This is a genomic window from Wandonia haliotis (assembly GCF_039523435.1).
Taxonomy (GTDB): domain Bacteria; phylum Bacteroidota; class Bacteroidia; order Flavobacteriales_D; family Crocinitomicaceae; genus Wandonia; species Wandonia haliotis.
On record NZ_BAAAFH010000011.1, the window covers coordinates 399,565 to 413,473 of the forward strand.

The window sequence follows — 13,909 nt, forward strand, 5'->3', positions numbered from 1 at the left end:
ATGAATAGAGATATTCTTTTCATTACAGGTGTTTCATCGGGCATAGGCTTAGCTTGTGCCCGATTCTTTTTAGATCAGGGGTATAAGGTATACGGAATAGGACGAAGTAACTCCATAACTCATGAGAACTATCAATTCTTACTGCTTGATCTATCAGATAACGAAGCTATTTCCCGATTCCGGTTTTCTGACGAAGATGGAGAAAAGTACGTCCTGATTAATAATGCCGGAGTAATTGGAGAAATTTGTCCCTTTTGGGAAGCTGATCTTTCCAATATGCAACAGGTTATTCAGGTGAATTTTGTTGCTCTGACTGAATTAACCCAACGTTTTATCCAGTCTGTTCCTTCGGGGATCATTCTTAATATATCTTCGGGAGCCGGACAGCGACCTGTTAAAGGGTGGTCAGCCTATTGTGCTTCTAAAGCTGCTGTAAACTTATTTTCAGAGACACTGGCTGACGAATTCGAACATTACAACCAACCATTTACCATCAAATCAGTAGCGCCCGGTGTTGTTGATACCAATATGCAAACCACTATCAGAAAAGCAACTAAAAATGAATTTCCGGACCGGGCAGATTTTCACCATCTGTACGAATCCCAGCAATTAGATGCCCCGGAAGTCACTGCTCAAAAGTTATATTATTTACTTACACATCTGGATACTTATCCGGCCACATTGCTTTCTCTTCGATCCATAGAACTCTACTAGATATATTCTTTTTTCTAATGCCTCAACCCGATACACAATCCCCTCTCTACTATTCTATGAAGGAATATCTGGAAACCATCCGGTTAAAGCTTGCTTACCGGATCTCAGTTTCTTTCCTTATTATTTTTATGGTACTTACCTATGCCTATTATTTTGACTCATTTGAGAGTTTTATAACTATGGCATTTGGTTTCTTTCTGTCAGCTTTCTGCCTGATTACTTTACGAATAAGTAATAACTATCAACTCGTTATATACATCTATAGTATTTGTGGCGTTCTTGTAACCTCTTACGCTTTAATCATGTTCCACGAGACAATTCACTTTGCTGATATGCTCTGGATGCTTGCTGCTGTATCTCTCGCCTTTTTTGGAATTGGAAAAAAAGCCGGGTTTATTCTTCTGGCTATTTCCCTTATTAGTATTACTTATTTTATTCTTTACTCATTAAACATCAACATTCGGGTTGTACAGGAACGAACTCTGTATCAGGAAGTAACTCTTGTTATGGAAGTAGCGTCCGGTTTTGGGATTACGATTTACCTCTTTCTCATCTTTCATAATTTTTATCAGTTTTCGCAAAAAGAAATGATGAAAGTAAATGAAGAGTTACTGGCACAAAATGCGCTTATCAAAGAGCAGGATGAGGAAAAAACAATTCTGGTTCGGGAGGTTCATCACCGGGTAAAGAACAACCTTCAGATTATTATAAGTTTATTGCGAACACAAGCGATCGAAGTTAATGATCCAAGGGTTGACACTCATTTTCAGGAATCTATCAGCCGCATTATGGCGATGTCTCATATTCATAAAAAACTCTATAGTCAGGAATCCCTGAAGAATGTCAGATTCTCAGCTTATCTGAAAGATCTGGCAAACGATTTGATTGGGATTTATGGTGCCCATAAGAAGATTGATCTGACAATTACTTCTTCCGTGGAACAAATTGGTTTACGGTCCATTGTTCCTTTGGGATTACTGTTTAATGAGTTGCTTTCCAATTCATTAAAGTATGCATTTAAAGAAATGGAAACCGGTAACATTACCATCAATCTGAGTAAGGAAGGAACTGATTTTCTGATTACCTACAAGGATAATGGAAACTGGATTACGCGAGAAGAATATAAAGGATTCGGGTTATCATTGATAGATACATTAACCGAACAACTGGATGGTACCAAGGAATTATTTACCAGCGAAAATGAGACAAAGTATGTGTTCCGGTTAGCGAATCTGGAAATTTAATTATCCAACCTTCCCAATAGTAAAAGCCGAAGCATATTAAGAGCTGACAATACCGACATCTTAGTATTGCGCTCCCGATCGTTTCCAAACATAAATTTCTTTGAAAAAACACCTTCTTTAAAGGCTACAGCAATCCAAACTGTTCCGACGGGCTTTTCGGATGTTCCTCCATCCGGTCCCGCAATTCCTGAACTCGCCAGACAAAAATCAGTACCAAGACTTTCACGTCCATTGACAGCCATCAACTCAACACATTCCTGACTCACAGCACCCTGTGTTTCTAGCACTTCATAAGGCACTCCTACTTTTTCGTTCTTGAGACGATTGGAATACGTAACATAACTTCCTTCAAAATAAGAAGATGCCCCCGGGATTTTAGTAATCTCTGCTGCAATTCCACCGGAAGTACAACTTTCCACGGTTCCAATAGTCCTTTTTTGTTCAGCCAGAAGTTTACCGACAACCAAAGCCAATGATTCGTTCTCTTCGCCGTAATAATAGTCACCAACCAGCTCTTTGAGGGTATTCATGTATTGCTCCACTTTCTCTTTATCGTTTTCTCCTTTGTATGAAGTAACCCGAAGTCGAACAATTCCGGGAGACGGTAAATACGCCAACGATAATTCATCTGAACGGAGCTTATCTTCCCAGTTTTTTATTTTCTCTGCCAGGAAAGACTCTCCTATCCCTGTAGTCATAATACTTGACTGATAAATGTCTGCAAACTGGTATCGCTCATTCAGACGGGGAAAAACACCTTCGGAAATCAACGGTTTCATCTCGTAAGGAACTCCCGGAAGCGAAACAACCACTTTATCATCCTTTTCAAACCACATTCCCGGAGCTGTACCGTTATAATTCGGAAGAATCTCACACACATTGGGCAACATTGCCTGGTTTACATTAGACTCCAACATAGGTCGCCCCTTGCTTTCAAAATATTCCGTTATACGTTGAAGGGTTTCATCATGCATTTCCAGTTTTCCACCAAAAAACTCGCACAAAGTCTCTTTTGTAATATCATCTTTTGTAGGACCTAATCCTCCGGTAATCAGAACTACATCCGCCCTACTCAGACAATCTTCCAATTGTCGTAATATGTCCTCTTTTTCATCCTGAATAGTTACTGCTTTTGAAACTCTGACTCCTCGTTGACTAAGAAACTGTCCGATCCACGAAGCATTCGTATTTATCGTCTGTCCTATCAGCAGCTCATCTCCTATATTGATTAGTTCCAGTATCATTCTATTGAGGCATTATTTTTGTATGTGACAGTAAAAATATTTGTAAGTTTGACAAAACCCTAATGAAAATGAAAAAAAATATTCGACATATACTGCTTTTCTCGACTGTTTTCGCACTTTCTTCCTGTGAAGTTGTTCAGGAAGCTGCAAACTCGGTTTTAACAACTGATTCATCTTCAGAATCGAAGCCTTCACTAACAAACAGTGAAGTTATAGGAGGGTTAAAAGAGGCGCTTACGGTCGGAATTACAAATGCTACCGGGTTGACTTCTAAAACAGATGGCTTTCTGAAGAATGCTGAAATATCAATTCCCTGGCCGGAGGATGCTCTCATTGTAAAAGAGAAAGCTGAAGAATGGGGATTATCCGGACAAGTAGATAAGATCGTTACGACGCTTAACCGCGCAGCTGAGGAAGCTAGTAAAGAAGCTGCCCCGATATTTATTAATGCTATCAAAGGAATGACTATTTCGGATGGATTTAGCATTCTGAACGGTGGTGAAGGAGCTGCTACCCGCTTCCTGAAGGATAAAACAACCAGTCAGTTAAAACAGGCTTTCTCGCCTAAAGTAGATGCTGCTATTCAGAAAGTAGAGTTGACGAAATACTGGGAGCCTGTTGTAACCCGTTATAATCAGACGACGATTCTTACCGGAAAAGAAAAAGTAAATCCTGATCTGAATGATTACGTACTGACAAAAGCAATAGACGGTCTTTTCACCATGGTCGAAAAGGAAGAAAACCAAATTCGTAAAGACCCTGTTGCCCGTGTTACAGACTTATTGCAAAAAGTATTCGGTAGTCTGGGTAACTAATCCTTATGATTGTCTTTCCCCCTGCAAAAATCAATTTAGGTCTTCGGATAACCGGGAAACGACCGGATGGTTATCATGAGATCGACACGGTGATGCTGCAAATCCCTCTTTTTGATATTCTTGAAATCGTTCCAACGACTTCTTTTCTATTCACAAGTGGAGGAAATTCAGTAGACTGTCCGCCTGAGATGAACCTTTGCGTAAAGGCTTATTACTTACTGAAAAGTGATTTTGACTTACCACCCGTTCACATACACTTGCATAAAATTATTCCTATGGGTGCCGGTTTGGGAGGCGGCTCTTCAGATGCAGCCTATACCTTGCTTGCGCTCAACGAATTATTTCAATTACAGTTAAATCGTAAAACGCTGGAGAATTACGCCGCACAACTAGGGAGCGACTGTCCCTTTTTCATCAGTTCTTCTCCCAAATACTGTACGGGACGAGGCGAAATAATGAAAGACATTGAGATTCCTTCTCTTTCGGAAAAATGGCTCAAACTATACGATCCAAAAATACACATCAGCACTTCAAATGCTTATTCAGGAATTCGTCCGCAAGCCATCAACAAAACAACAGAAGAACAAGTTCTGGAACCTTTATCGGATTGGAGTGACTCATTAATAAACGATTTTGAGACAACTGTTTTTCAGGAGAATAAAGCTATTTCACAACTCAAAAACCAACTCTATAAAGACGGTGCACTCTATGCCGCTATGTCTGGCAGCGGGTCTGCTGTCTATGGTGTTTTTGAGCATATCCCCAAAAAAAATCAGCTTTCTATACAAGAATGGGTCTTTCAATTGTAATTAATTTGAAAGTATATCAATTCTCACAGTAACCTTTTAATAACATTTGTACTATAGGTGCAGGGGATATCCTGTTCAATGTGTATTTTTGACTTTCATAATTGATTCGAATGAAACATTTTTTACTTGTAATTACGCTACTTTCTACTTTTTTCGTTTCTGCTCAAAAAGCTTCAACCTTTACCGGAGAAGAGAAAGCATATATGTATCATGTCGTAATGAAAAGTCCTATACTACGAGATAACATAGGACGTTATTTTGAGTATTCAGGTCCACAGGTTTATTTTCGTGATACACTCCTTAATTATGATTCAATCGATATTCTGATTATGAATGAACCGGAACTTCTGTTTATTCGGTCTTCAGAAATTGCGAAAAAATCTCCTGGAATAGTAGCTGAACTGGCTAATAAAATGGCGATTTGGGAGCTGAACAAAACACTGTTAGCTTATAAGCAACAGGACGAAGATGAGATGGCTCGTTTCAAAGGTAAATTTGAAGACTTCGAAAAATTACTTTTAGAACATATTCCCTCATCGCTTTTACGTAAAACAAATTCAGGACAGCACACGTTTGATGCCAAACTCCATCGGGTAATTAATCCATCCCTTTCGTTTTCTGAAAAAGCAACCATGATAGGAACCTTCCACGGAATTTCTATCGAAGATCAGGAAAGAACACTTGTGGCAATCAATCAAAGTATCAATGAATGGGTAAAGCAACGTACTTATGACTTGTTTACACAACTGGGAGCTAAGACGACTCGCTTTCAAAATGAATTAATTGCCGCCGGAGACGGTTCCATGACTTCGGGATTATTAAATGAACGGGAGAAAGACGAACAAGGAAGGTGGAATCGGGGCCTACCAAGGGCTGTAGGACTATTCCCCTACCAGACATACATCGGCGAGTCCGGAGAAAAGAAACAACCAACTATCTTACCGGAACGTTTCGCCTCTCTTCATCTTCAGACGACGGGAAATGGACGTATTACGAATATACACCCGGATGTTTGGGGCTACAATGACAAAAAACAAACAACGGTTGTTATTGAGAAGAACAGCAAATCGTATGTGCTTTTCGGATCGGGAGATACTCGTTTTCTTTCGCCCGACTCTTCTTTTTCTGAGGGGAAAACATTTTATAGTTGTATTACTGAATTAGAAAACAAGTGGATCAGAGACCTCAAAGAAATGATTTATGGAAAAAAAGGCTTTGATTTCTGGATCAACTACTGGGAAGAAGAACGTATCAGAACGTTAAACGAGATAAAGAAACTGGAAATTGACCTAAGCGACCTTCGTATGTCGGGCGTAAGTAATACCAAAAAAGGGAAAAAAGAACGTAAAAAAGACCAGGAAATACTTTTGGGTAAATATAATTACCTGTCCGAATGTGAAAGCACAATCAAAAAATTGAAGAAAGAAAAAGAAGAGGCGCTTATTTTGCTCGCTGATTACGAAAGACTTTTAGATAAATACAAACAACTGATTGGCTACAACTGGGTGAAGTGGACGGAAAATGATGGGTTATACACGTTTGAAGATGGTAGTACCTTCAATTTGTACACACAGGATTTTCGTTTTCCGGCGCATACATTAAGTGAGAAGTTTGAAGTTCGTTTGCTTGCTATTCCTTTTACGGCATTGAGCGATCAGGCAGACGAAGTCATGCTCCATTTAAGTCTTTCGGATATGGAACCCGGATTTGATCAGACGTTTCGTCTGACTGCTGAAGATTTATTTCATTCCAACTCATATCTGATGAGTTCATCCCTCTTCACACCTGACGACAGTGTCGCCGTCGTTGATTTACTAAACGCAATATACACGAAGCCTAAAATTGATATTATTGCCAGAGGACAAGGGGTTGGCGAATGGAAAAACGGACAGGTTCAAAAACAGCATCCGGTACTGGAGGAAGCATTCTATCCCGGAGAAACAGAAGAAGACAAACTGCGCAGTAAAGAAGATTCTGCGTACAAAAGTTTACGAAGAACAGAAGTGTTTATTGATACAAAGTCCGGGATAACCATGGAAATAAATTCGTATACAGATCCTGTTCGTACTGATTTCACTCCTTCTCACCCGGAATTAAACACATTGAAAACAACCGGGAAAATTACAGGAAATGAATCCTTAAGTGCATACAGGTCGGCTGTTCTTTTAAAGACACTTCAGGAAGAACTGAACCTTCTTGCGGGAACTTATCTATCAAGGGAAAAAGCAAAGGTGGTCATTGACCACCTTAATAAAGCATTTGTGAAAGCAAAAATAAGCATCAGCATGTACTCTGTGCCTTTTTCTGAATTTACTTTCTAAGACAATAAGTTCTTTTCGGCCTGTAATGCACGTGGAATAATTACTTCATCCTCAATAAGAGCATGAATATGTAGATCTGCTTCAAGAATTGCTATCTGGTTGATCAGACGACGTACCAACATTCCTGCATTACCATCCTGTTTAAAAGGAGCTAAAACAGTTTCAAGAATACGTAAATCCTTCTCCGTATCACTGTGACTTTGCATAAATGCAGCCAGATTTGACCATCCGTTCAGGAAAGTAGCCGGACGGATCACACCTCCCCTTTCCTCTAATTTTTGTAATTCTTTTATATATGGAAAAATAAACTCATCTTCCTCTTTTAGGTGTTCACACAAGTGACGGGAATAATCCCGAATAAAAATAGATAATACACTGGAAAGCATGTGTTTGTCCTCCAATACATTTACCAACTGTATAATAGACAGTTCTATTTCAGGAAGTGACTTATACCGATACATTTCATGGCCCTTCTCCAAATAAGAAAGTAAAGTCAATGTCGTAAAGGAATCAAAACAAGAAGCTTCAAAAGCTTCCGGAGTTAACAGCAAATCCCCGACTGTTTTCGTCAGTCGTATTAGCTCTTCCTCCTCTACTGTTCTTCCTTTTGTGATTAAACGCTGACGGGCAATTTCAGGAACTCTGGTCCATCCTACCCGATCGGTGATTTTTTCTGTGATCATGGTCTTGATATTTAGTACTTACAAATTAGGTGATTCAAATAGCAAAAGTCAATACCCCGAAAATGGTATTCCATATACTTTGAACAGATCTGAACCAAAAAGAAATCAAAAGTAGGTTGTTAATAACAGGAGATGACATAAATCACCTCTCTTTTTCTCCTCAACCGTCCGCAAACTATTACTTTTGTAATGAAAACAGATAAAATGGATACATTAAAAGTAGGTGGAGTACCGGAACACTTTAATTTGCCATGGAGACTGGCTATTGAAGAACAGTTATTTGAAGCGTCAGGAAAAAGTCTGATCTGGGAAGATCAACCCATGGGAACCGGACAAATGGTGAAGAAGTTGGAATCAGGAGAGTTGGATGTAGCCGTTCTTTTAACAGAAGGTATTACAAAGGCAATTCTGGAAGATGGATTGAAAGCAAAAATACTACAGGTATATGTTACTTCTCCCCTGCATTGGGGGATTCATGTACCCTTCCAATCAGATATCAGGACATTTGATGATTTAAAAGATCAGACATTTGCGATCAGTCGTTACGGGTCAGGATCGCATTTGATGACTTACGTAAAAGCAGATCAGGAAGAGTGGGATACGAATACCTTACAGTTTAACGTCATAGGGGATGTTGAAGGTGGTATGCAGTCTCTTGAGAAAAATGAAAGCCAGGCATTCCTTTGGGAAAAATATACAACACACCCGTATACAGAAAAAGGAAGGTGTCGCTACATAGATGAAGTAGTAACACCATGGCCTTGTTTTGTAATTGCTGTAAGAGAAGATCTGTGTGGATCAGAAAAAGAGTTCCTTAACGAAATATGTACAATTGTTGGAAAACGTGCATTTGCCATGAAGAACTCGGAAAACGTTATTGAACTTATATCCAACCGATACGATTTGCGCTCTGGACAAGTTGCCAACTGGCTCATTGAAACCGATTGGAATTATGACATGAAATCATATACAGAAGAAATTGAAAACACCATTCATTACCTTGTAAAACTCGGGTTAATATCGAAAGCGAAGGTCGAAAACTGGGAAAGTAAATTATTCTGTTAGTCTTTTAAAAGCGGTTTTCAAAAGAAAACCGCTTTTTGTTACTTCATATTTTTATTTGCATTACTGCTGATAAACATTTCGTTTTGTTCTTCCGATATGATTTCCATAAACCGTTCGTAATGCTTTAAAACGTCAGATATCAACTCATTCTTTGTAAAATACTGCACATCATACCCTTCTCTTGCGTCTCCGAAATACGTTTTTGGGTAATATGTTTTTTGCCCTTCCGGATCAGGAAGATTATCTTCATCAATAAGGTAATCAGAAACTTTTTTTACTTGATTTTTCACACCGTAAACAAAATTATTGACAACGTCATGACGAATCTCAATTTCAATGCTGGTAGGATTATCACGTACGTTTATTTTCGCATCAATACCATTATCAGCAAACTCCTTCTGCAACTCTTCAAATCCTTTTCTCACCGTATTCAGAATAAAGTGATCAACAGATGAATGGTTTTTGAAAGATACTATTTGCTTTAGTCGCTCTTTCCAGTATTCACCTGACCAGGGCACAGAAGAAACGGAAAATTCCCGTTCGTAATAATTCCTGTCAATAGTTAATGCTTTCATCAAACTAACAATAAACAACAACATAATTGCAGTAAAAGGAAGAGCAGTTATCAATGTCATTGTCTGGAGAGCCTTCAGACCTCCTGCATTGAGGAGTAATAATGCCAATACAGCCAGTAGAACTCCCCACCATACAACTTGCCATTTAGGAGATTTTGCAGCATTTTTGGTTGCTATACTATTCATTACGAATATTCCGGAATCAGCTGACGTAACAAAAAAGATGACGATGATAGCGATAACCAATCCGCTTGTTATAGAAGACAAAGGCATGTATTCCAGGAACCGGAACATCAGCGCATCAGGATCGGACGCCAATTGACTCAATGCTCCCTCCGCCACGTGAGTATCAAACCATATAGCACTGTTACCAAATACAGACATCCAGATAAAATTGAACAACGTTGGTAGAATAAGAACAGCTGCAATAAATTCCTTTATCGTTCTTCCTTTCGAGATTTTAGCTATAAATAAGCCAACATAGGGTGCCCATGAAATCCACCATGCCCAGTACAAAATCGTCCAGTTATAAAACCAGGGTAAGGTATCTTCTTCATACGTATGAGTACTGAAAGTAAGCTGGAAAAATTCAGTTATGTAATTTCCAAGACCTTCCGTAAAACCACCGATCAAATGTACTGTCGGACCTAAGAACAAAACAAAAAGCAACAACACTATCACACCAATAATATTGATACTACTCAACAACTTAACTCCTTTATTTACTCCCGTCATAGCAGAAATAATAGACAGCGAGATCAGAACAACAACAATTAGTAACTGGTAAAAAAAGCTGGTTTCCGGCACTATATTTAATGTTTCCAGACCTGAATTGATTTGTACTACACCAAACCCCAGCGTTGTTGTAATCCCGAAAAAAGTACTGCAAAGCGCAAAAACATCTATTACATTCCCCCATTTTCCATTTATTCTATTTTTTAGCAACGGATAAAAACAGCTTCTGAGCGAAAGAGGTAAGCGATACCGGTAAGCAAAATAAGACAGTGCCAGTCCAACAATTCCATAGATTGCCCAGGCGTGTATTCCCCAATGAAAAAACGTAAATAATTGAGCATCTTTCGCGCGTTCTGTTACGGGGTTATCTGCAAAAACATCTGCTGAAAAATGCTGCATGGGTTCCGCAACACTAAAGTACATGAGACCAATCCCCATCCCTGCTGCAAAAAGCATAGAAATCCACGAAAAAAAAGAATACTGGGGCTTACTATCATTCGCTCCCAAACGAATAGATCCGAATTTACTGAACATCAGATAGACAAGAAACAGAACAAAAATAGTCACTGACCATACGTACACCCAATTCAGATTAACGAATATAAAAGACTTTATAGTGTCCAGTAAGTTTTGAGTAAGATTTGGATAGATGGCAGAAAGCACACAGACCCCAATAATAAAAATCAAACTGGGAATAGTAATTCCTTTACTGAAAGTACTTTTAAAATTACGGAAATAAATCATAGTTTTTGTTTAGATGCTCCGCTCGTAAAGAGCTGAAAAATAATGAACGATCACATTTTCGCAATTTTTCATTATAAACGAGGACAAAACTACACGATTTTATCCAAAAAGAAGCTTTTTCAAATAAAAACCACTTTTTACGTATCAGGATAAGACTTTACATCAGTTTCAATTTTTTGTATATTTCATAAAGTATAAAGCGGTAAAAGAATAAGTCATTTTGACAGTGTAAATAAATAAAAAAGCAATAAAACAAGTCATTTTGTCTCTTTTCGATGCTTGGCAATAAAATTGAGTTACCAAAACAAAACAATCGGTTAAACCTAAAATTGAAGTAAAATGGATTTTAATAAGTTTACAATAAAAGCGCAGGAAGCTATCCAACAAGCACAGCAAATTGCATTGGGTAACGGTCAGCAAGCTATTGAAACAGGCCATATATTGAAGGGAATGATAGAGGTTGATCAGGATGTGATTCCTTTTTTATTCAAAGAATTACAGGTAAATGATAAAATAGTTCTTGCCGCACTGAATCGAATTGTCGATGGATACCCGAAAGTTTCCGGTGGACAAGCCTATCTCAGCAACCCCGCTCAACGCGTGCTGAATTATGCTTTAAATGAAATGAAACAGTTCGGAGATGAATATGTTTCTGTTGAAATTATGCTCTACTCCATGTTGGATGCTACCGATTCGACTGGAAGTTTGCTAAAAGATAATGCAATAACAAAAGCCAAACTTAAAGAGGCAATTACGAAACTGAGAAAAGGAGAAAAAGTGACATCAAACAGCCAGGAAGGTACTTATCAGGCTTTGGCCAAATATGCTAAAAACCTGAACGAACTTGCGAAATCAGGAAAACTTGACCCTGTAATAGGACGGGATGAGGAAATAAGGAGAGTTCTTCAGATTCTTACCCGAAGAACTAAAAACAATCCTATTCTCATCGGTGAACCCGGTGTTGGTAAAACAGCTATTGCCGAAGGTATTGCCCATAGGATTATTGATGGAGATGTTCCGGAAAACCTGAAATCGAAAACAGTTTACTCATTGGATATGGGGGCACTTGTTGCCGGAGCCAAATACAAAGGGGAGTTCGAAGAACGCCTTAAATCCGTTGTCAAGGAAGTTATCAATGCAGAAGGTGAAATTATTCTTTTCATTGATGAAATTCACACGTTGGTTGGTGCCGGAGGTGGCGAGGGAGCTATGGATGCTGCAAATATATTAAAACCTGCACTGGCAAGAGGTGAATTACGTGCCGTAGGTGCCACTACCTTGAATGAGTACCAAAAATACTTTGAAAAGGACAAAGCGCTTGTGCGTCGTTTCCAAACGGTATTGGTGGATGAACCTTCCACTGAAGATGCTATTTCCATCCTTAGAGGGATCAAAGAAAAATACGAGAATCACCACAAAGTATTAATCAAGGATGAAGCAATTATCTCAGCCGTTGAATTATCACAACGCTATATTACGGAGCGACACCTTCCGGATAAGGCAATTGACCTCATAGACGAAGCTGCTTCCAAGTTGCGAATGGAAATCAATTCCAAACCGGAAGAACTGGATGAAATTGAGCGTCGTATTATGCAACTTGAGATTGAACGGGAAGCAATCAAACGTGAGAACGACACGAAAAAACTGGAAGGCATCCAGAGTGAATTGGCAAATTTGAATGATCAGAAAAACGCATTCATGGCCAAATGGAAAGCTGAACGTGACGTGGTTGATGGTATTCAAAAAACCAAAGAGGATATCGAACGTTTCAAACTGGAAGCGGATCAGGCGGAACGGGCCGGAGATTATGGAAAAGTAGCCGAATTGCGCTACGGGAAGATTAAGGAAGCTGAAAATGAGCTGGAGAACATGAAAGGTGAATTGGCTGAGATCCAGTCAAAATCCAAAATGATCAAAGAGGAAGTAGATGCGGAAGAAATTGCCGATGTCGTTTCCAAATGGACCGGAATTCCGGTGAATAAAATGTTGGAAAGTGAAGTGGCTAAATTGTTACGTCTGGAAGATGAATTAAGTAAACGTGTTGTCGGGCAGGAAGAAGCCATTGTTGCACTATCAGATGCGGTCCGAAGAAGTCGCGCCGGGTTACAGGATCAACGAAGACCTATCGGGTCCTTTATTTTCCTCGGAACCACCGGAGTCGGAAAAACGGAATTGGCAAAAGCACTGGCGGAATACCTCTTCAACGATGAAAATGCCATGACCCGGATCGATATGAGTGAATACCAGGAGAAACACAGTGTTTCCAGATTGGTAGGAGCACCTCCCGGTTATGTTGGTTACGATGAAGGAGGACAGTTGACGGAAGCCGTTCGAAGACGTCCCTACTCCATCATTTTATTGGATGAGATTGAGAAGGCGCACCCAGATACGTTTAACATTCTTCTGCAAGTGCTAGATGACGGACGTTTGACAGACAACAAAGGTCGTGTGGTTAACTTTAAAAACACAATCATCATCATGACATCAAACATGGGGTCTGATCTGATACAGGAAGCATTCGACGACATGAAACCAGGAGAAGAAGATCGGGTTGCAGAGCAAACGAAACAAACAGTTTTTGAATTACTCAAACGCAACATACGCCCCGAGTTTCTGAACCGGATTGATGAAACGATCATGTTCCGTCCTTTGCGAAAAGAAGACATTATCAAGATTGTTCACATCCAACTGGAAGGCTTGAGAAAACTTCTCCTGCAAAATGAAATTCGTTTGGTAACAACAGAAGATGCTATTAATTACATTGCTGAAGCCGGGTACGACCCTCATTTTGGAGCACGTCCGGTAAAAAGAGTGATTCAGCGTCAGGTTCTGAATGAACTTTCCAAACAGATTCTGGGAGGAACCATCGACAAGTCACAAAATGTTGTAATGGATGTATTTGATAACCATATTGTTTTCAGGAAACCAATTCGCGAAGAAGAGGAAGCTGTATAACAATG

The 13,909-nt window shown here is 39.4% G+C and carries 10 protein-coding genes; 7 read left to right on the forward strand and 3 right to left on the reverse strand.

The genetic code is table 11. From position 1 onward, the window contains the following. Positions 1-714 (forward strand): SDR family NAD(P)-dependent oxidoreductase, encoded by a 714-nt coding sequence (locus ABDZ97_RS09990; RefSeq protein WP_343787139.1) that lies wholly within the window; start codon positions 1-3, stop codon positions 712-714. A 56-nt stretch (positions 715-770) separates the two neighbouring features. Further along, entirely contained in the window at positions 771-1,958 is a 1,188-nt protein-coding gene (locus tag ABDZ97_RS09995) for a sensor histidine kinase (RefSeq protein WP_343787140.1), read from the forward strand. Here ABDZ97_RS09995 and ABDZ97_RS10000 read toward each other — a convergent pair. Next, complete coding sequence (locus ABDZ97_RS10000; protein ID WP_343787142.1) at positions 1,955-3,202, reverse strand: competence/damage-inducible protein A; 1,248 nt, start codon at positions 3,200-3,202, stop codon at positions 1,955-1,957. The two genes, ABDZ97_RS09995 and ABDZ97_RS10000, sit on opposite strands and share 4 nt — an antisense overlap. A 68-nt stretch (positions 3,203-3,270) precedes the next feature. Here ABDZ97_RS10000 and ABDZ97_RS10005 point away from each other — a divergent pair, with 68 nt between their 5' ends. The 3 genes from ABDZ97_RS10005 (at position 3,271) to ABDZ97_RS10015 (ending at position 7,147) form a co-directional block, all read left to right on the forward strand. Then, positions 3,271-4,017 carry a DUF4197 domain-containing protein gene (locus ABDZ97_RS10005; RefSeq protein ID WP_343787144.1) on the forward strand — a complete coding sequence of 249 codons (747 nt, stop codon included), beginning with the start codon at positions 3,271-3,273 and terminating at the stop codon, positions 4,015-4,017. 5 nt (positions 4,018-4,022) lie between these two features. Next, complete coding sequence (gene ispE, locus ABDZ97_RS10010) at positions 4,023-4,826, forward strand: 4-(cytidine 5'-diphospho)-2-C-methyl-D-erythritol kinase (protein WP_343787146.1); 804 nt, start codon at positions 4,023-4,025, stop codon at positions 4,824-4,826. Positions 4,827-4,936: 110 nt separating this feature from the next. After that, positions 4,937-7,147 carry a hypothetical protein gene (locus tag ABDZ97_RS10015; RefSeq protein ID WP_343787148.1) on the forward strand — a complete coding sequence of 737 codons (2,211 nt, stop codon included), beginning with the start codon at positions 4,937-4,939 and terminating at the stop codon, positions 7,145-7,147. On the opposite strand, the gene ABDZ97_RS10020 is transcribed toward ABDZ97_RS10015, so the two are convergent. After that, on the reverse strand, positions 7,144-7,830 hold the full coding sequence (locus tag ABDZ97_RS10020; protein WP_343787150.1) for a hypothetical protein: 687 nt from the start codon (positions 7,828-7,830) through the stop codon (positions 7,144-7,146). The genes ABDZ97_RS10015 and ABDZ97_RS10020 overlap by 4 nt on opposite strands. 204 nt (positions 7,831-8,034) lie before the next feature. Here ABDZ97_RS10020 and ABDZ97_RS10025 point away from each other — a divergent pair, with 204 nt between their 5' ends. Then, the gene (locus tag ABDZ97_RS10025) at positions 8,035-8,895 is read left to right on the forward strand and encodes a type 2 periplasmic-binding domain-containing protein (protein WP_343787152.1); all 861 of its coding nucleotides are present in this window, start codon (positions 8,035-8,037) and stop codon (positions 8,893-8,895) included. 38 nt (positions 8,896-8,933) lie between these two features. Here the strand turns inward: ABDZ97_RS10025 and ABDZ97_RS10030 are convergent, their stop codons facing one another. Next, positions 8,934-10,949: a BCCT family transporter gene (locus tag ABDZ97_RS10030; RefSeq protein ID WP_343787154.1), complete on the reverse strand. Its 2,016-nt coding sequence runs from the start codon at positions 10,947-10,949 to the stop codon at positions 8,934-8,936. A gap of 339 nt (positions 10,950-11,288) precedes the next feature. On the opposite strand from ABDZ97_RS10030, the gene clpB reads away from it, so the two are divergent. Further along, complete coding sequence (gene clpB, locus ABDZ97_RS10035) at positions 11,289-13,904, forward strand: ATP-dependent chaperone ClpB (protein ID WP_343787156.1); 2,616 nt, start codon at positions 11,289-11,291, stop codon at positions 13,902-13,904. Positions 13,905-13,909: the final 5 nt, after the last annotated feature.

Excerpts from the sequence above, each read along its gene's own strand:
- ABDZ97_RS10025 (WP_343787152.1), top strand. The coding sequence starts at position 8,035 with ATGGATACATTAAAAGTAGGTGGAGTACCGGAACACTTTAATTTGCCA.
- clpB (WP_343787156.1), top strand. The coding sequence starts at position 11,289 with ATGGATTTTAATAAGTTTACAATAAAAGCGCAGGAAGCTATCCAACAA.
- ABDZ97_RS10015 (WP_343787148.1), top strand. The coding sequence starts at position 4,937 with ATGAAACATTTTTTACTTGTAATTACGCTACTTTCTACTTTTTTCGTT.
- ABDZ97_RS10030 (WP_343787154.1), bottom strand. The coding sequence starts at position 10,949 with ATGATTTATTTCCGTAATTTTAAAAGTACTTTCAGTAAAGGAATTACT.
- ABDZ97_RS09990 (WP_343787139.1), top strand. The coding sequence starts at position 1 with ATGAATAGAGATATTCTTTTCATTACAGGTGTTTCATCGGGCATAGGC.
- ABDZ97_RS09995 (WP_343787140.1), top strand. The coding sequence starts at position 771 with ATGAAGGAATATCTGGAAACCATCCGGTTAAAGCTTGCTTACCGGATC.
- ispE (WP_343787146.1), top strand. The coding sequence starts at position 4,023 with ATGATTGTCTTTCCCCCTGCAAAAATCAATTTAGGTCTTCGGATAACC.
- ABDZ97_RS10000 (WP_343787142.1), bottom strand. The coding sequence starts at position 3,202 with ATGATACTGGAACTAATCAATATAGGAGATGAGCTGCTGATAGGACAG.
- ABDZ97_RS10020 (WP_343787150.1), bottom strand. The coding sequence starts at position 7,830 with ATGATCACAGAAAAAATCACCGATCGGGTAGGATGGACCAGAGTTCCT.
- ABDZ97_RS10005 (WP_343787144.1), top strand. The coding sequence starts at position 3,271 with ATGAAAAAAAATATTCGACATATACTGCTTTTCTCGACTGTTTTCGCA.